This window comes from Kordia antarctica, from assembly GCF_009901525.1.
GTDB lineage: Bacteria > Bacteroidota > Bacteroidia > Flavobacteriales > Flavobacteriaceae > Kordia > Kordia antarctica.
Window position 1 is genome coordinate 4,928,064 of sequence record NZ_CP019288.1, and the last position, 19,901, is coordinate 4,947,964.

The window sequence follows — 19,901 nt, forward strand, 5'->3', positions numbered from 1 at the left end:
AAGACGCTCAAATATACCAAAGGTTTAAATTACATCGTATCTTTGCCAACTGAATTTTTTGATATGAGAACGAAGACGTTAAAGAAAAATAAGATCAATGTTGTGACACTTGGATGCTCTAAGAATGTATACGATTCTGAGGTTTTAATGGGACAATTGAAAGGCAACGGAAAAGATGTTGTACATGAAGAAGAAGGAAATATTGTTGTTATTAATACATGCGGATTCATTGATAATGCAAAAGAAGAAAGTGTTAATACAATTTTAGATTTTGTTCAGAAAAAACAAGAAGGTATTGTTGATAAAGTCTTTGTTACCGGTTGTTTGAGCGAACGTTACAAGCCAGATTTAGAAGTGGAAATCCCTGATGTAGATCAATATTTTGGAACGTCAGATTTGCCACGTTTGTTAAAAGCGTTAGGCGCAGATTATAAACATGAATTGATTGGTGAACGAATTACTACAACACCAAAAAACTACGCATATCTTAAAATTGCAGAAGGTTGTGATCGTCCGTGTTCATTCTGTGCAATTCCGTTAATGCGTGGAAAACACAGATCGAAACCAATTGAAGAATTAGTTACAGAAACAGAAAAATTAGCCGCAAAAGGAGTTAAAGAATTAATTTTAATTGCACAAGATTTAACCTATTACGGTTTAGATTTATACAAAAAACGAAACTTAGCTGAGTTGCTTCAAGCATTAGTAAAAGTAGAAGGAATTGAGTGGATTCGGTTACATTACGCGTTTCCAGCAGGATTTCCGATGGACGTTTTAGATGTGATGAATCAAGAACCGAAAATTTGCAACTATTTAGACATTCCGTTACAACACATTGTAGATGATATCTTAAAATCTATGCGACGCGGAACGACTCAAGCAAAAACTACAAAATTATTAAAAGAATTTAGAGCGGCAGTTCCTGAAATGACCATCAGAACGACATTAATTGTCGGTTATCCAGGCGAAACGGAAGCACATTTTGAAACCTTAAAAGAATGGGTTCGTGAAATGCGCTTTGAGCGTTTAGGCTGTTTTACGTATTCTCATGAAGAAAATACACATGCGTATAAATTAGAAGATGATGTGCCAGAAGATGTGAAACAAGATCGTGCAAACCAAATTATGGAAATTCAGTCACAAATTTCTTGGGAATTGAATCAGGCAAAAATTGGGCAAACTTTCAAATGTATTATTGACAGAAAAGAAGGAACTCATTTTGTCGGTCGTACCGAATTTGACTCTCCAGATGTTGACAACGAAGTTTTAATTGACGCATCAAAATTCTACGTAAAGCAAGGCGAATTTGTAACTGTAAAAATCACAGAAGCTGCTGATTTTGATTTGTATGCGGAACCGGTTTAGAAATGATAAATGTTAAATTTTAAATGTAAAAGTGTTTCAAACGTCATTCCGAGGAGTTTTCGATGAAGTAACGTTAAACACTAAATGTTGGGTTCTAAATTGTAAATGATACTTTTTAAAGACTAAAGACTAAAGACTAAAGACCCAAAAGCAAATCAAATCAAATTTCAGTTTAAAAGTTGATAGGTTTATAAGTTTATCAAACGTGTAAATAATTCACATACCAAAATACCAAGAGCAAAGCGATACCGAAAATCTAATAGCGAAGCGGTCTAACATCTAACAGCGCAGCGTTCTAACAATCTGCGAGCAACGCGAGTTAAAGTTCGTAACTAGTATTGTTTACCAAAAAAACAGCATTCGCAAAAAACAACTTTCCATTTTCCCAAAAAGCTCTAAACATCGGATTATCTACCATATAAATCATGCTTCCACGACCGATTCTGTGTTCTCCGAAAACTAAGGTGTTCTCAATATTTTTAGCTGCTTTATATCCTGCGAAACCAGAAACTGCTTTCGTATCTTCTAAATAGGAAACTGTGTATCCTTTTTCTAAATAATTATACGCGGTGCTTCCTAATTTCAACGTAAAATACGATTCTCCATACCCAAAAGCTAATGGATGCGTGTTGTCTACTTTCGTTTTGAAAATTGCACCAGTAATAAGGTTTGAAATCTTTTCGCGTTCACTTTTTGCATACGAAACAATAGTTTTTTTAGCGTCTTCCTCGTCTTTTTCTTTTTTAGACAAACCGAAATCATCTTTTCCTTCAAATATTTTCAGAGAACTTCCAATGGCGATTACTTTTCCACCACGCGAAACCCAATTCTTCAACAATTTTAACTTTTCTTCATCAAAAAGAGATTCATAATTTCCATCAGGCAATACCAAAACATTAAATGAATTTAAGGTATTTGCTGAAAAATCGCTAGAATTAATATTCGTTACAGGAAACTTCAACTCTTGCTCAAAGAAATACCAAAGTTCTCCAAAACCTAATGATCGTGTCGCTTTTCCAGACATGACAGCAACTTTAGGCATCTTAATTTCCTTCACATCGGGCGAACCTAAATCAACGCCAGTATCTGAAAATCCAGATTTAAGACTTGAAAGTGTTATTTCACTTGTATTTGCTATATCTGTTACTTTCTTATGAAGGTCTTCAATATTTTTATTATCGCTTCGCGTAATAATTAACGAACCGCTATCAAACGTATTTCCGCCAGAAGTAAATGGTTTTTCTGAAAATCGCACACGAAATCCTTTCTGTAAAAGGTCACTCAAAAATGCAGCATCATTTACAGTATTCCATCGGGCAACATACGCAGTCGCATCTTTTTCAGCATTCACAGCAAAAACCTTATTTATCGGATCAGAAGCAACTAAGGTTTTAGAAGCAACCGTTTTCAAACCATACGCATACGGAATACTCCAAGCGGTAATATCATACGTCAATGAATCGCTCAACGTTGCATTTGGTTCAAATAATACTTTGACCATGTTTGCTTTTGGCTGATTTGTGCTTACAACAAGTCCGAAAGGAACAGTAGTTGATTTCTGCGAACTACTTTCATAGTCAAATCCTTTTACAGATGAATTTGACGTAAAACCATACTTAATTTCGTGTCTGTCTAGCAATTCTGCTAATTTGTTGATTCGATTTTGATTTCCTTCTAAAACATAACTTTTATACGTGAAATCGTTCTTGCTGAAAAACTTTTTGAATTCTAAATTCAGTTTATCAGCGTTCTTTGAAGAAATCTCAACAGTTGACAATCCAGTAGTATGATGATGTGCAATTCTATCTTTCAAACTTAATAAATCGCCTTCATCATTAATAATTCCTAAACCTGCTCTTCCATGTCCAGCTTGCTCGTACGTCATTCCGATTGCGCCGTTAAACGTCGGATACGTATCTCCATAACTCGGATACAGCAAATCAAATCGTTCTTTTGTAAAATACAACCAACCTTCTTTGTCAAAATATCCCGCATGATTTTTTCCGATTTGCGTTTGGAAATCGCGTTGCCAATCGGTAATTACTTCATGAAAAGGTTCTGCGGCAGGCGCAAAATAATACGGTTCATTAATTCCTTGTTCATGAAAATCGACATGAATATGTGGCAACCATTTATTATACACTTTTAAGCGTTGACGCGTTTCAACTTGCGTTGCCCAAGCCCAATCTCTATTCAAATCAAACAAATAATGATTTGGTCTTCCGCCAGGCCAAGGTTCGTCGTGTTCTTTTGCTTTCTGACTCGAATTATATGGAAAACTCGCCACTTGATTATACCAATTTACATATCTATCTCGTCCATCAGGATTGATACACGGATCTACAATTACGACTGTATTTTGCAACCAAGCTTTCTTTTGCGTAATCAATTCATACGTAGTTTGCATCGAAGCTTCCGTACTTGACGATTCGTTTCCGTGTACATTATAACTAAGCCAAACAACGGCTTTATTTGTTGTATTTGTAGTTGTTCCGATGCCAGCATTCGCTAGATGATTCTTTCGGATAGTTTCCAGATTTCCTAAATTTTCAGCAGTTGAAACATAGGCAACTTGTAACAAGCGTTGTTCGTTTGTCTTTCCATATTCTTGCAATTGAATCATATTGGAAGCTTTCGCTAGATATTGAAAATAATCAACCACTTGATAATGATTTGTAAATCGCGTTCCCAATTCGTAGCCTAAAAACTCAGAAGGCGATTGAATCGTTTGCGAAAAAGCTGAAATAGAAAAAATAAAAAATGAAAGTAATGTGAAAATATGTCGTCTCATTGTAAATGCTAAGTTAGATAAGTTTCAAAGCTAACTAAATAATTCTTGAAAATAAATAAATTTAGATGATTAGTAAATGAGTTATATGTCAAGAACTATTTGATTAAAGATAAATAGTTGTCAGGTTATCCGTTGTCTTTTATGCAGTATAGCAAATTAAATCCGTTAAAAATTTCTGAAGCCTTGGAAGAAATTTAGGATTTGAGTTGCGGTTTTTGTTTTATCGAAAGAATAAAAACAAAAAACACCTCATAAAAGTGCCTTTTCTTTTGGTTCATTTTCTTTGGGCAAGCAAAGAAAAGAACACACAGAAAAAAAATGAAATTAGTATTAACGAAACTTTCAGAAAATCACATTCTAAATAACGATATCTTTACAACTTTAAAATCCTGACGACAACTATGCCAATTGAATGTATTCCCTATAGCGAAACTGGATATTTTTCTCCAATAATGTGTGATTATTTAGCCGAAAAATCGACGCTAAAACCATTTTACAATCGTTTCCCAACACTTGAAAACTTTGAAGCGCAAATCAAAGAAAAGCAGGAATCTAACTTAACAGATAAGTCACAACGTGAAGTTTTGGTCAAAGCATTATTGAAACAATATCATGATTTTGACAACAGTGTATTTACCTTAGGAAACATTGCAAAACTCACTAAGGAAAACACATTCACAATTACAACTGGTCATCAATTAAACTTATTTACGGGACCTTTATATTTCTTATATAAAATTATTTCTACAATAAATCTCTCAAGTGAATTAAAAAGGCAATATCCTCAATACGATTTTGTACCAATCTATTGGATGGCTTCAGAAGATCACGATTTTGATGAAATCAGTTACTTTAATTACAAAGGGAAAAAAGTCCGCTGGAATCGCGAGGCAAGTGGTGCAGTTGGCGAATTATCCACAAAAGGATTGGATGAAGTTTTTGAAGAGTTTTCTAAAAAGTTAGGAACGAGCGATAACGCAAAATACTTGCAATCATTATTTGAAGATGGTTATCTAAAACACAATAATCTCGCAGATGCAACGCGCTATATTGCCAACGAATTATTCAAACAATACGGTTTGGTTATTGTAGACGGAAACGACAAAGCATTAAAACAACTCTTCATTCCGTTTGTAGAAGATGAATTATTCAAGCAAACGACACATAAAAAAGTATTAGAAACTGCTGAAAAACTAACGGAAGTTAACGATTCCTATAAAATTCAAGTCAATCCAAGAGAAATAAACCTATTCTATATTACAGAAGGAATTCGCGAGCGGATCATTGAAAAAAATGGTGTTTTTACCGTGAATAACACTTCCGTGAGATGGAACTCAGCGCAACTAAAACAGGAAGTGCACGAATATCCAGCCCGTTTCTCACCAAATGCATTATTGCGTCCGTTATATCAAGAAATCATTCTGCCAAACCTTTGTTACATTGGCGGCGGCGGAGAATTGGCGTATTGGTTAGAACTAAAATCATACTTTGAAGCGGTACATGTGACGTTTCCGATGTTGCTATTGCGAAATTCTGCGGTTGTAAAAACGGAGAAGCAATCGAAAAAGATGGAAAAACTCAACATTTCAAATGCTGATTTATTTCTAAAACGAGAAGCATTCATCACAAAAAAAGTAAAAGAATTAAGTGAGATTAAAATCGATTTTACGTCTCAAAAAGAACATTTACAACAGCAATTTAAAGACTTATATATACTTGCCGAACAAACTGATAAATCATTTATTGGCGCAGTTGCCGCACAAGAAACCAAACAACTCAAGGGTTTAGCACATTTGGAAAAACGTTTGTTAACAGCACAGAAAAAAGGACTGAAAGATAAAGTTTCCAGAAGTACGGAATTGCAAGAAGGGTTATTTCCAAAAAACTCATTGCAAGAACGCAAGCAAAACTTCTCTGAATTATATTTAGAATATGGAGAAAATCTAATTCCAACATTAATCAAACATTTACAACCGTTATCGGGTGAATTTTTGGTGTTGGAGTTGTAAACTTGAGTTAAGCACTTTCATATACTTGATTCAATCGTAAATAAAGCAACGATTGTACTATTCGTAACAATCGAATATGTGCAAAAAGTAATCCAAATAATTTTCCTAAAATTGCCATTCCAACAACTAAAGCAATAATCATTTTCACAGAAATTGGAATTTCAAATGTGGACATATATACCAAATATATAATTGTGAGTAAAATTCCAATACCGACAAAATAGCTTCCAGTTGTACAACCACAACTAAAATATTCTTTCTTAACCAGCTTTTCCCAAGTTTGATTTTGTAAATCATTCAAATACGGAAGTTTCAATTCAATTTTTTTGAAAGGTTTTAGTATAGATTTCAATTCATAAAGCTGTTCCATAGAATTGATAGAAATTTCTTTTTTCATTTTTCAAGAATTTAAAATTATAGATACACGCAATGTCTACTAGAACGAATTACGGAAACCTGCCAATTGGTCAATGTTTGCGGCGTTGATAATACTGTTGGCGCCATCATATTTGTAGGATCGTCACCTTCGTGAAGTAAAAAACAGGCATGTCCCATTTCATGAACAATCATATTATCAGAAGTTTGTGATTCGGTTAAAATATAGTTTGTAGTTGGTCCCATACTACATCCATCACTAGGTTCAGGAGTTACATCATCTACTACAAAAGCAATAATTTCGGCTCCGTAGCCAGTAACGCGTCTCCAGCCATCTTCAAACTTGCATAAAGAAGTAGCAAACTCAAAAAATGAACCTTGTAGCAACCAATCACGGAAAAAACCTTCTGCATTACACGCATAGTTTAAAGGATTACTTGGTGCATTTACACCAGAATCACACGCGCCAGTGTAAATCAAATTAATATTACACAAACGATCCATATGTTCAATAGCGGCATCAATTTGTGGTTGCAAATCGGCTTCACTTGCAATAGCTTCGCCATCGTGTGTTGGAATAATGAGTCCGAAATACATTTTTTTACGCGGTTGAAATCCTGCAAGACTCAATACAAAGTCAACCAATCCAACAATTCGCCATATAATTTCGGTAACCCAATTTAAAATAGTTCTAATAATTCCACCAATAATTGGAATGCTCATAATAAGTGTGAACACAAAAGCCAAGACATCTAAAATAAAAGATACAACTTCGCAAATAACTCGTGTAATCCATTTACCAATAATGACGACAACTACTCGGATTACTTTTACAAGTACGAGCGCCATCCAACAGAATAATTTATTCAAGCAAAGTGTCCACCAATTACAAGGTTCTTCACGACATCTTTCTTCTTGTCGTTCTTCCCATTCTTCCATGCGTTGTTCTACTTCTTCTTCAATCCATTCTTGGACTTCTCTACAAACTCTTCCCATGATTTCTGATCTTTTGAACAAAGTTATATTGATAAAATAAAATCGAAAAGAGTGTAACTCCTTGATTTAGTAGAGGATAAACACTGTTTCTTATTAAAAAAACAGCTAAAAGGTATTAACAATTTGTTGTGGAAACTTTTATGAAAAATCTCAAAACTGAACTCGAAAAAACAAAATCTAAATACTACTTTTGCATATGCAACACGACAAGGTATTAATATTAGACTTCGGATCGCAATACACACAACTAATTGCGCGTAGAGTTCGAGAACTGAACATCTATTCCGAAATTTTTCCATTCAACAAAATTCCAGCAAACGTAGACGAATATAAGGCGGTGATTCTTTCGGGAAGTCCAATGTCTGTACGTTCTGCGGAAGCGTTTCATCCAGATTTAAAAGGCATTCGTGGTAAAAAGCCACTATTAGCCGTTTGTTACGGTGCGCAATATTTGGCACATTTTTCTGGCGGAGAAGTTGCCGAATCAAACACACGAGAATATGGACGCGCCAATTTGAATTTCGTTCAAGACAATGAACCTTTCTTAGCTGGAATTTCAGTAGGAAGTCAAGTTTGGATGAGTCATAGTGATACCATTAAAAGTTTGCCAACCAACGGAAAACTGTTAGCAAGTACGCACGATGTAAAAAATGCGGCTTATAAAATAGAAGGAGAAACTACATATGCGATTCAGTTTCATCCAGAAGTATATCATTCCAAAGATGGAAAACAATTACTAGAAAATTTTCTAGTAACTATTGCAAATGTAAATCCTGATTGGACACCAAACGCATTTGTAGGAGAAACTGTAGAAGCTTTAAAAGCACAACTAGGAAACGATAAAGTTGTACTTGGATTATCTGGCGGAGTTGACTCAAGTGTTGCGGCAATGTTATTACACAAAGCCATTGGAGAAAATTTATATTGCATTTTCGTAAACAACGGATTGTTACGTAAAAACGAATATACAAGTGTTTTAGAACAATATGAAGGCATGGGACTCAATGTAAAAGGAGTTGATGCTTCGGCACGCTTTTTGGATGCGCTAGCAGGATTGAGTGATCCAGAAGAAAAACGAAAAGCCATTGGTCGTGTATTTATTGAAGTGTTTGATGATGAAGCACACCAAATACAAAATGTAACTTGGTTGGCACAAGGAACTATTTATCCTGATGTGATAGAAAGTGTAAGTGCAACAGGTGGACCAAGTGCTACTATAAAAAGTCATCACAATGTTGGCGGTTTGCCCGATTTTATGAAATTGAAAATCGTAGAACCACTAAAAGCATTGTTTAAAGATGAAGTTCGGAGAGTTGGTGCTTCTATGGAAATGGACAAACAATTATTAGGCCGTCATCCGTTTCCAGGACCAGGATTGGCCATCAGGATTTTGGGCGATATTACTGCTGAAAAAGTTCGTATATTACAAGAAGTTGACGCTGTTTTTATTGACGGATTACGCACTTGGAATTTGTATGATAAAGTATGGCAAGCTGGCGCAATATTATTACCTGTAAACTCTGTTGGAGTTATGGGAGACGAGCGAACATATGAAAAAGTAGTCGCATTGCGCGCTGTAGAAAGTACAGACGGAATGACGGCAGATTGGGTAGATTTACCTTATAAGTTTTTACAAAAAGTATCTAACGATATAATAAATAAAGTAAAAGGCGTTAATAGAGTAGTGTATGACATTAGCTCAAAACCGCCAGCAACCATTGAATGGGAATAATTAATAAAACAGCGTAGAGAATGAAAAAGTTTTTAGGATTTTTTTTAGCAATAGTATTGACAGGTTGTTCTGCAACAGCACAGCAATACAAAAGTCATACGGTAGCTAGAGGAGAAACCGTAGAAAGTATTGCCGATAAATATAATGTGAGCGTTGATGATATTATAAAACTTAATCCTGAAACAAGACGCGGCGTTCGTAAAAACAATGTGTTGGTTATTCCTTCGAAATCTATAAAGGTTTCCAAAGATGTTGAGGTTACATTTATCAATCATAAAGTAAGACGAAAAGAAACGTTATACAGCATTTCAAAAAAATATGGTATTGCGATTGATGATATCAAAAAATTCAATGAAAAAGTAGCTAAAAATGGTTTGAAAAGAGGCGATCGTATTGCAATTCCTGTTTTTAATACAAAGAAAGATGAAGTTGTTGAAGTTGTTTCTGGTACAGATGAAGAAGAAACTAAAAATGAAGAAGCTTCTTTTGAAATCTATACGGTAAAAGCAAAAGAAACAAAATGGGGAATTGCGCATAGTTACGGTCTTACGATTGAAGAATTGGAAGATCTCAATCCAGAAATCAAAGACGGATTAAAAATTGGACAAGAAATAAAATTGCCGATTCGTACAGACAAACCACAAGTTGCTAGTACTGAAAAATATGTGTTTTACGATGTAAAGCCAAAACAAACACTCTATACGTTAACAAGAAAGTTTGGTGTTTCGGAAGAAGAACTTATTTTGTTAAATCCTGCGTTGAAAGATGGTTTAAAAGCTGGAATGGTATTAAAGTTGCCAATTGCGGAGACAGAAAATTTAGAAGTTATTGGCGCTGTCATTGTTGATAGATTCAACTTTTTGGAAAATGCAAGCACAGAAAATGTATCAAATATTGTCATTATGTTACCGTTTAAGTTGAACGAAATGAACATGGATTCTGTGAGTCAAACTAAGGACAAATTAAAAAATGATCGTTTACTAAACTACGCTACCGAATTTTACACAGGTTCATTAATGGCATTGGATTCTATGAAACAATTAGGGTTTTCTGTAAATGTGAAAATACTTGACAATCAAGGAAATAAAGTTGCGACTAGAAGGTTGGTGCAAAGCAATGACTTTTCAAATGTAAACGCGGTTATTGGTCCAATTTTAGATTCAAACGTAGAAATTGTAGCTGCAGAACTAAAATCAGATGGAATTCCTGTTATTTCTCCACTTTCAAGTATAGAAGTAAAACATAGAAATGTGTACCAATCGGTTCCAACAAAAAAAATATTGGAGGAAACTATGCTTGCGTTTATTACAGAAAAAGGGCAAAATAAGAATGTAATTATCATAGCGAGTAATAGTCATGCAGCTATCAAAGCGCGATTGCAATCAGCTTTACCAAATGCCAGTGTATTCAATCCTGAAAAGGGAAATTACATACAACCAACAAAAATTTTACCATTACTAAAAAAAGACGAAGAAAACTGGGTAATTTTGGAAACAGATGATTTGTCACTCATAGCAAATGTCACTTCTGTATTGAATTCATACACAACAAGCGAAAAACGAAAAATTGTATTATTGACAACAAATAAAAGTGATAGTTATGACAATCATAGCAATGTTTATAACAGTCATTTAGCCAATTTGAGTTTTCACTATCCATCTATAGATAAGCCGTCATCTTTAGACAATATATTTGTAAAAAACTACGAACGTACTTATAACATTTCGCCAAGTACAATTGCTACGCGTGGATTTGACATTACTTTTGATGTTTTATTGCGTTTGGCATATGACAAAGATTTGGCAAAAAGTGTACGATCTGGTGCGATTACTAATTATGTAGAAAACAGATTTGAATACGATAAAAAATTATTTGGCGGATTTTTTAATAAAGGTGTTTACATTGTAATGTACGATGGATTAGAAATTAAAAAAGCCAATTAATTTAAAAAATAGTAACATTCATGACTTCAAAAGTAACTTACAAAGGAAATCTTAGAACGGTTTCTCAACATATAAAATCTGGAAATGAATTCATTACAGATGCGCCAACAGACAATAATGGCAAAGGAGAAGCGTTTTCTCCAACAGATACTGTAGCAACAGGACTTGCAAGTTGCATGTTAACTGTGATGGGAATTAAGGCGGAACAATTAGGTGTACACATGGAAGGCACAACTGCGGAAGTGACCAAAACAATGGCGTCAAATCCGAGAAGAATCTCTAAAATAGAAGTCAAGCTTAATTTGCCTTTTGAAGCGGATACTAAGACAAGAAAAATATTAGAAAACACAGCAAATACCTGTCCTGTGCATTACAGTTTGCATCCAGATATTGAGAAAATTGTTGAATTTCATTGGAAATAAATGTATAAACTCTTAGTCGTACTTTGTGTTTTTTTATTCGTTCAAGACGAAGAATCTATTGCGTGGACACAAAATCAAAAACTACATTGGGGAAATTTTGAAGGTGAACCAAAACCGAATACTGGAGCTGTTGCAATTACAGCTTCTGGAATTACCTATGGATTTAGTTCAAAAACCTTTTCCGACAGTGATAAAATAGAATATACAACCGATGTAGAGGCACAATTTTATCCAGATCGATCATGGTATTTAAAAGAACGTGTCAACGATACTATATTAAAGCACGAACAATTACATTTTGATATTACTGAATTGCATGCGCGTAAACTTCGAAAGCGCATCAAAAATGTAAAAACTACAAAGAATATTCAGCAAGTCATTTCTAAAATTTACGATGAAGTTAGTGCCGAATTAAATAAAATGCAAAATGATTATGACAAAGGTTCAGAGCATTCTATAAATTATGAAGGACAAGTAAAGTGGCAAAAACTTATTGCAAAAGAACTTCAAGAACATAGTAGATATAGAAAATAAACCAACTAGCATGACTGATTTCCCAAGCAAAGAAGCGCAACAAAAACTACTCATTGAATTGGCGCACGCTAAAATGCCTTTTGGTAAGTATAAAGGTAAATATTTGGTCAATCTGCCAGAATTCTATCTAATTTGGTATCGTCAAAAAGGATTTCCAAAAGGAAAAATTGGACAACAATTAGCGCAAATGCTTGATATTAAAATAAATGGTTTAGAGCCAATCATTTACAACATCCAACGGAAGTTTGAAAAGCGTTAATTATAAAAAATTAGTATTGAGTATTGAGAACTGACAACTGAGACTGAATACTGAATACTGAATCAAATTCACCATACTTCTTACAATTCTCTACATCTTACTACGTATTTATAACCTTTTATGTCGCAACTACGGAAAAAGGGGAAAAGACCCTTTTTTAACTAAGTAAATAATCCATATCTTTAATACTTCCCCTTTTACATGCAGTCAATCAGTAGTTTACCTATGAATTGAATGTATATGTTGAGGGATTTTTTGTTTAAATAAACACAGTATGATAGTATTACTAGACAACGGTCACGGAGGTTTAATCAATGGAACTTACCAAACACCAGGAAAACGTTCACCAATATGGAATGATGGTTCGCAACTATTTGAAGGCGAATTTAATAGAGCAATTGTAAACGGAATTATTGAAGATTTAACAACACTTCGAATTCCATATGTAAATATAGCCGCCGAATATAGAGATGTAACTTTAGAAACACGTATGAGCAGAGCCAATAAATTTGGTTCAAGAAATTGTTTCTATCTTAGTGTACACTCAAATGCAGGTGGCGGACATGGAAGTGAAGTGTTTACGTCGCCAGGAAATACTAAAAGCGATAAAATTGCAACGGTTTTTGGGGAAGAATTCAAAAGAGAATTCCCGAATCGTAGATTGCGAACAGATTTCTCCGATGGCGATTTAGACAAAGAAGAAAATTTCTACGTCCTCAAACGCACAAGAATGCCAGCAATACTAACGGAAAACTTCTTTATGGATAATGAAGAAGAATGCAAATCGTTATTAATGACGCGTGACGGACGAGCAAAAATCATTAAATATCACGTAGATGCTATCAAAAGAGTACAACAAGAATTATTTTAAATCATAACCTATACCAACATGAAAACACGTTTTTATTTAGTGTACCTAAGTGCATTAGCACTTTTATTAGTGACGTCTTGCGTTTCACTACGATCCTCCGTTTTTGATCAATATTCATATCAAAAAGGAACAGAAATTAAAGTTGATGCCACACGATTGATGGACAAAGCCGATCAGCAATACGACTCGCTAACGGCAGCCATTGTAAACTTGGAAACTGAATTAGAAAAAATGGTGGAATATGAAAAAAATAAGCCAGACAATCAAATCAGTTATGCAATGTGGAAAATGATTGCAGATCCAAACAAGAAATTCATTGGCGGATTTTTAAAGCTTTGGAAAGAAAAAGGTGCAATGAGTACATTTTTTGCCACAGAAGCAAAAGGGCAAGTAGTAGAAGCACTCGATTTAATTCTACAATACGAAGGAAAAAAAGATCCAGCGGCAGAAAACAAGCTAAAAGCAATACTTGGTTTACAATAACTATAAAAGCAAACACACATGGAAGTTAAAGATATACTCAAAGAAATAAAAAGTAACTTACTGGGTTTAGTAGGTGGAAAATTTGAAGATTTAAAATCTGAATCTAAAAAAGATGTACAAGATTTTTTAAATGCTTCAAAAGTAAAACTAGAACGTTGGACACTTTTATTAGCAGCAGGACATATTTCGCCAGAAGAATATAAATGGTTGGTAGAAAGTCAAAAAGATTTAGTAATCCTCAAAGGACTATATGCTGCGGGCGTTTCTAAAATAAAACTAGGTCATTTAAAAAATAGTATTCTTGATTCGGTAATAAATACAGCCATAGGTTTAGTTGCAAAAACGACAGATACATCAACAGAAGATGCCAATGCGTAATAAATAAGACGAATTCAACACATAGCAATTCAATTGCTAACTCTGTAATTTAATCTGAGTTCGATATAAAAATTCAGAGTGTTTTTTGTCTTTTCCGCAGTATAGCAGGGGTTTTTCGTTAAGAATTTTCGAATCCTTGGAGAAAATTTAGAAAAATTCATGCGGTTTTAGTTTTTCTCTAAAAGAAAAACTAAAAATACCTCTGGAAAAGCGCACTTTCTTTTGTTTCTTTTCTTTGTGCGAGCAAAGAAAACGAAAATCAAAAAATGAAAATCAAATGTTTAGCACTTATTTTAAAATATGATCAAAATTTTATTTGAGTAAACTTATGTCGAACTGACGTTAATTTAATAACTCTCAATATGTTCAGAAAGAACTATTGAGAGTTATTTTTTTGTACAAATACACTGAATAACATATGAGCAGATTCTTTTAAAATTTTAAATTATCAGGTTTCTTTTTAGCATATGAAATTTGCGGAGTTGCTTCTCCTTTAAGTACCAATCTTACACCTGATATTTCCGACAAATTAAGTTGTTCGCCATCTTGTCTACCTATTTGAATCGTCCAAATTGTAAATGGTGTAGGTTTGAAGAAATCATTTTCATAACGAGCCGCTACATCACCGTCGATAATTACTGATTCATCTGCGCTATTGTAAATAAAACTTTTCAATGTTTGCATTCCAACAAATCGTTTCGTTTTAAGTGACGACTGTGGAGATTTGTCTGCATATTCTCCAGATGTTGCAATATCTACTTTTATTTTTGTATTAAGATTTTCCTCAAGTCCATCAATAAAAATTCTAACACAACTAAATCGCACTCTTCCAAAGCCATTAAAAGATGTATCATTCGTGCCAATGTGAAATGTTGTAATTCCATGCTTACGAAGGTCTTCTACTATTTTTTCATTGGTAAAATTGAATTCTATTTCATTTATTGTTTGTGGAATAGCTCCGCTTTTGGCGAGTTCTGAAGTTTGTAGTTTTTTTGAAGAAATCTGAGCCACAGCCCTCGAAAATTCAGAATATGAACTTGTGATCTTCGGTAATTGTGGCAATGCATTTTCTTGAGCCAATGTAAAATACTCATACGCACGGCGATATGTTTCCATTGCCATGTATACTGCGCGTTTGGCATCTAAAACTCTATTAAATATGAGCTGCGTTATAGAATCATCGAGTTTCACTTTTGCTGATAAGTTTTTCAATCTACTAGTAAGAATCCTAACAGATTTAACTTTCGAAATTCTAATCATTCTAGCAGTCGCTAAATCTGAAGCTGCCTTTGCCATACTTAGTTTTGCCATACTTAGCGTTTTACCAACTACGATTAATTTCCTAAGTGTCAGTTGGTAATCAGTTCCTCCTTGTATACCTTTTAATTCAGCGATATTTTCAAAACTATCATCAAGTTCCAGCGCTAAATTATCCCAATCTTGTGCGCCTCCAGTAACCACATCTAATCCTTGAACGCTAAAATTTGCAAAAGAAGCATCTACAGTTCCTTGTGAAGTTGAAAGAATATCAGCACTTGATGCTTGCATAGCATCTGCAGTTGCTGAAATTTTGGAAATATTCATTGCTGCATCAAAAACTTTTTTAGCACCGCTTCCAGCTTTTGACAATGAACCTATTAGTTTCTTTTGACTTTCTGCGGCTTTGTCTTTTGCTAATTTTTCTTTCTTCTTTTCTGCTTCAGTTTTTTCAGGCGGCGCTTCTGCTTTTACAGCACCGACACTTAGATCAACCATTTCTATTTCGACGGGTTTGTCTTTTTGTTTTGATTTGAATATTTGTCGCGCTGAATCAACTCCATCCTTACCTATTTTAAGTCCTGCATGCGCAGTTTCCATCATTGGCATTGCCGCCATTTGTGGTCCTGCAGCAACTATTGCGGGTATTTCCATTAAAATTTCGGCAACTCCTGTTACCAAATTGAATACTTCATCAATTGTTTTTTTTCGTTCCCATATTTTAATTCCTGCCTGAAAATCAAAACGTTTTACAACAGCTTCCGCTAAAACAGAAGATAGTTGTTTGGAAGCTATATTTCGTGCTTTAAGCACTTGATTGTAGGTATTGTTTGCTTGTTCTTCTAGCCTTTTATCAAGATCTAATTCATTATCGGCAAGTGCTAGTTCTGTTTTTGCGCTATCTGCCCATTGTTGATCCATGTGCGTAAGTTGCTGGTAGGATTGCCAATACACTTCACGTTGTTGTAATAGTTGCATAAATGCTTTGGCATCTTCGGAATAAATATCAAGATCTAAAATTGGAACAAGAAGCGCATTTGCGCCAGCTGCTTTCGTAGCTTCTAAATTCATAGCAGAAGCACTTGCTTGCGTTGCCAAATCGAGCGTTGCATTTGCAGTTGCAGCGATACTTGAAATCCATCTAAATTGCCCTTGGGCCAGCCCGATATTATCAGTAGATAGCATTGTTGCATATTGAAACAATGCCATTAAGGATACACGTAACGGTTCGCCTTCAAACAGATATGTTGCTTCAATATTACGTGTTGCATAATTTTCTATTTTGGTATTGCGCTTTCCATTCCAGAAAAATCCTGATGCGCCATTAGTAGTACGATCTGTCGTGAAGAAATGCGTATCGATAGATTCATCTTTATTGATTCTTGTAATTTTTAGTTTTCCTGAATTGATAGGTTCTTTTACGATAATTTCTTGACAAAAAATCATGAAATCAAAATCTGAATCTTCAGTAGTATCTAAAATAATTCCTGCTCCTGGAGTAATCTCAATTCTACGTGCAAAAATTGCAGTTTCTTGCGTTAGAATCATGTCCGCATCAATTTTCAAAACATCTGTGAATATAAACCAACATGGAATATCATCATTGTAAGAGGTTTTTTTGGGAAGTAAATTCCACGAAAGTGTCATATTCCTAAATATGCCATCGTCAGGTCTTTGATCATCGTAACCAAAAACGCCAAGACTTTTTAAGTTCCTTTCTGTATATGCGCTATCTAAATAGTGTGTAGTATTCATGTTTATATTTAGATATTAGTTAATTTGAGTTTGTACGTCTTGCGCAATCTCTTTGATTGTTTTATCTTTTTGCTCTACAACAATGTATGGATTTGTGGTTAATTCTTTTAATGGTAACAGAAGTTTATCCCATTCTTTTCCTGCTTTGCGTGCATACGCTTTTACAAGTGCAGTCGTTTTAAGAATTTCTCCTTCATCTGTAATTTTAGTCATCGCAAATACCTTATCCTTTACAATTCCAAGACTATTTAGTATTCCTTCCCATGCGTTTTTGACGACGGTAGTTTGTGTAATAGCTGTATTATTTGCAGAAATAGTTTCTGTAATACTTTTTTGTGCCAATTGTTGAATTTGGTTTGATTTTAAAGCTGTGCCTAATTTTGCATTTGCAGCTTCAAACTTTGCAGTCCATTCATCTAATGCATTAAGTTCTTTTATGGCTTTGTCTCCATATATTCCAGCAACAATTCCAGCAGCAACAATACCGACAAATGGTACCCAAACATAGGTAACAGTTGTACTAGCCACAACTACATATTGTTCATAATCTTTTTTCGAAGCATCAATCATTTTTTGTAAGTTTTTTAATGATCCTGCAACCTCAGGTCCACCTTGCGCTTTATCAATAGTAGCCTGTGACGTAGCTGTATCTGATTGAAGTTGGGCATCACTGATATTCAAAATTCCTTGCGCTTCAATAAGTTGTGTACTGAAAGCGGCTAAATCTTGTTCTGCTTTTTCTGCTTGTTCAATGTTTTCTGCAGCAGTAGCTTGCATGTCTTTAATTAACTCTAACGAACCTTCAAATTCTTTATCATTTAACATTTCAATCAAAACACCAAAAATATCACCATCGCTAGGACTTATATCAGTTGCGGTATTGAGTAAATTTCTTCCTACTTTAATTACTTGAGGAAAAACATTTGTATAGAAATTAGCACTTGCCTCATGTACTTTTTGATTTCCTTGAAGCATGGTTGCAAAGAATGGATATTTCCCAGGATTTGACATTTTCAACGTACTTTTCAATGTATCTTCATTGGAAGGAATTCTAAGTCCCCAAACAGAATATACTTGCAAATAATGCCAAGCAGACCATAATTGGCTTGGTTTATTTGGATCTGTACTTGTTAAAATTCCGGATAATTTTTGCATTGCTTTTTCAAGATCTTCTGTTATTGAATTGTCTGTTTGCATACGTGTTTGTTTTTAGTTTTAAGTTATATTTTATAATTAGTTTGCCGCTATAAATGAATTGATCCATCCAAATACTTGATGCATTTGTTTACCTGCTCTGTCTTTATAATAATCGCCAAGCCTTTTATTCGTAGTTGCTAACGCTTTGTCGGCAGAATTAGTACCAACACTAAGCGCATTTTCGGCAGCACTTAAATCGTTTTGAAAATAAACAAACGCTTTTCTCATTATACTTAATTGTTGGAGTGTTTTTTGCTCTTCACGCAATTCGTTTTGTGTTCTTTGTGATGTTTCAATAGCAGAATTTGCCACGATCAAATTTACATTGTACGTATTTATGGCATTGTTTTGTTTGTCTATATTTTCTTTTACAGGATTATAAGCAGTGAACGTTATACCTGTTAAAAAGCCATTTAAAAAACCTTTTTCACCTTGTAATTCTGCTTTCGCTGCTGCCAAATTAATAAGTGCAACTCTCATTCCTTCTTGTGCTCGTGCTCTATCAGCTTTAGCTTTCGTTAATTGTGCTTGATCTTCTGCAAGATGTGTTTTTACAATTGTATGTGCCGTTTCGATTGAAACTGAGCCTTGAGAAGATAAACTAACTAGATTGCTTGCCTGTGAAGCCATTGCAACCATATTAGGTATAAATTGTGCTAAAAGGGCATTTGTCATTCCAGTTTTCGAATTTTCAATTCTAATCCAACTCCTTCTCATTGTTTCCAATCCTGTAACCATGTGTACAAGATTCCCTCTAAAGTTTAAAACAAGATTGTTTAGCTTTAACATAGATTGATGTGGAAGACCACTTCTTTGTTCACCACCACTTGCATACCATTGGTTATATAAAATTAATGATTTGAATATATATTGAGGTGGAGCTGAGGAAACTGCGGCTACTTTATAAAGATCCTTATACTCGGCAGAAGCACTACTTTTATATTTAATCTTTTTTTGATGTAAATCTAATGCTATATACATATTTCTAGAAGCATCAAATAGGTAAACGGACCATTCATCTCTGAAGCTTTCTTGAAACGTAAATACACTTTGTCGGTCATTACTTTGTTCAATCCAATGGGTTTCTGTGGACTGCACAAAATTTCCTATTGGCTTGTCTTGGAAATTTGTTTTTTCAATATGTGTCACATTAGTTCCTTTAATAGTTTCCTGAGTTTCAGGTCCTGAATTTTGTTTCATGTAGTTGTGTTAAATTGATGCTGACCAAATGTAGTATTCTTGGTCATTTCTTTTTAGCGTAAAAACGCCTGTTTATTTGGAATATTTTCTATGCTAAAATTAGGGGTGTTTAAGTTGTTGATTAACAGAAGTTTATTTGTGTTAGTAATATAGCGGAAATTTTACGAACACAAGATTATAATTGAAGATTTTGAAACAATCCAAAACGTACGATTCAATTTTTAAGTTAAGTATTAAAACAGCCTAAAGTGAAATCTCACATTAATTATTTAAAACTTCTAATTCTTTCACTCATTCAAAACACCACTTCACTCAATTCTAGTTTTTTAAAACA

16 protein-coding genes are annotated in these 19,901 nt (G+C 34.3%); 10 read left to right on the plus strand and 6 right to left on the minus strand.

Going from position 1 to position 19,901, the window contains the following annotated elements; genetic code table 11:
• The first annotated feature begins 63 nt into the window (after positions 1-63).
• Positions 64-1,365, plus strand: coding sequence for a 30S ribosomal protein S12 methylthiotransferase RimO (gene rimO, locus IMCC3317_RS20555; RefSeq protein WP_160131352.1), 1,302 nt, complete (start codon positions 64-66; stop codon positions 1,363-1,365).
• Between the two features lie 319 nt (positions 1,366-1,684).
• Here rimO and IMCC3317_RS20560 read toward each other — a convergent pair whose 3' ends face one another.
• Positions 1,685-4,156, minus strand: coding sequence for a M14 family metallopeptidase (locus tag IMCC3317_RS20560; protein WP_160131353.1), 2,472 nt, complete (start codon positions 4,154-4,156; stop codon positions 1,685-1,687).
• A 401-nt stretch (positions 4,157-4,557) separates the two neighbouring features.
• On the opposite strand from IMCC3317_RS20560, the gene bshC reads away from it, so the two are divergent.
• A complete protein-coding gene (gene bshC / locus IMCC3317_RS20565) occupies positions 4,558-6,165 on the plus strand; it encodes a bacillithiol biosynthesis cysteine-adding enzyme BshC (protein WP_160131354.1) in 1,608 nt (535 codons plus the stop codon).
• Positions 6,166-6,172: 7 nt separating this feature from the next.
• Here the strand turns inward: bshC and IMCC3317_RS20570 are convergent, their stop codons facing one another.
• Positions 6,173-6,562, minus strand: a complete 390-nt coding sequence (locus tag IMCC3317_RS20570; RefSeq protein WP_160131355.1) for a hypothetical protein — start codon at positions 6,560-6,562, stop codon at positions 6,173-6,175.
• Between the two features lie 17 nt (positions 6,563-6,579).
• Positions 6,580-7,536, minus strand: a complete 957-nt coding sequence (locus IMCC3317_RS20575; protein WP_160131356.1) for a zinc metalloprotease — start codon at positions 7,534-7,536, stop codon at positions 6,580-6,582.
• A gap of 196 nt (positions 7,537-7,732) precedes the next feature.
• On the opposite strand from IMCC3317_RS20575, the gene guaA reads away from it, so the two are divergent.
• The 8 genes from guaA (at position 7,733) to IMCC3317_RS20615 (ending at position 14,158) form a co-directional block, all read left to right on the plus strand.
• Entirely contained in the window at positions 7,733-9,268 is a 1,536-nt protein-coding gene (guaA, locus tag IMCC3317_RS20580) for a glutamine-hydrolyzing GMP synthase (RefSeq protein ID WP_160131357.1), read from the plus strand.
• Between the two features lie 20 nt (positions 9,269-9,288).
• Positions 9,289-11,211, plus strand: a complete 1,923-nt coding sequence (locus IMCC3317_RS20585; RefSeq protein ID WP_160131358.1) for a LysM peptidoglycan-binding domain-containing protein — start codon at positions 9,289-9,291, stop codon at positions 11,209-11,211.
• A 20-nt stretch (positions 11,212-11,231) separates the two neighbouring features.
• Positions 11,232-11,633, plus strand: coding sequence for an OsmC family protein (locus IMCC3317_RS20590; RefSeq protein ID WP_160131359.1), 402 nt, complete (start codon positions 11,232-11,234; stop codon positions 11,631-11,633).
• Positions 11,634-12,167 (plus strand): DUF922 domain-containing protein, encoded by a 534-nt coding sequence (locus tag IMCC3317_RS20595; RefSeq protein ID WP_160131360.1) that lies wholly within the window; start codon positions 11,634-11,636, stop codon positions 12,165-12,167.
• 10 nt (positions 12,168-12,177) lie between these two features.
• Positions 12,178-12,426, plus strand: coding sequence for a DUF3820 family protein (locus tag IMCC3317_RS20600; protein ID WP_160131361.1), 249 nt, complete (start codon positions 12,178-12,180; stop codon positions 12,424-12,426).
• A gap of 274 nt (positions 12,427-12,700) precedes the next feature.
• Entirely contained in the window at positions 12,701-13,297 is a 597-nt protein-coding gene (locus IMCC3317_RS20605) for an N-acetylmuramoyl-L-alanine amidase (RefSeq protein WP_160131362.1), read from the plus strand.
• A gap of 18 nt (positions 13,298-13,315) precedes the next feature.
• Positions 13,316-13,780, plus strand: a complete 465-nt coding sequence (locus tag IMCC3317_RS20610; RefSeq protein WP_160131363.1) for a hypothetical protein — start codon at positions 13,316-13,318, stop codon at positions 13,778-13,780.
• Positions 13,781-13,798: 18 nt separating this feature from the next.
• Entirely contained in the window at positions 13,799-14,158 is a 360-nt protein-coding gene (locus IMCC3317_RS20615) for a hypothetical protein (RefSeq protein ID WP_160131364.1), read from the plus strand.
• Positions 14,159-14,590: 432 nt separating this feature from the next.
• On the opposite strand, the gene IMCC3317_RS20620 is transcribed toward IMCC3317_RS20615, so the two are convergent.
• The 3 genes from IMCC3317_RS20620 to IMCC3317_RS20630 are packed head-to-tail and all read right to left on the minus strand — an operon-like array spanning position 14,591 to position 19,567.
• Positions 14,591-17,170 (minus strand): hypothetical protein, encoded by a 2,580-nt coding sequence (locus tag IMCC3317_RS20620; protein ID WP_160131365.1) that lies wholly within the window; start codon positions 17,168-17,170, stop codon positions 14,591-14,593.
• Positions 17,171-17,185: 15 nt separating this feature from the next.
• Positions 17,186-18,367: a hypothetical protein gene (locus tag IMCC3317_RS20625; RefSeq protein WP_160131366.1), complete on the minus strand. Its 1,182-nt coding sequence runs from the start codon at positions 18,365-18,367 to the stop codon at positions 17,186-17,188.
• Between the two features lie 36 nt (positions 18,368-18,403).
• Positions 18,404-19,567 carry a hypothetical protein gene (locus IMCC3317_RS20630; protein ID WP_160131367.1) on the minus strand — a complete coding sequence of 388 codons (1,164 nt, stop codon included), beginning with the start codon at positions 19,565-19,567 and terminating at the stop codon, positions 18,404-18,406.
• Between the last annotated feature and the right edge of the window lie 334 nt (positions 19,568-19,901).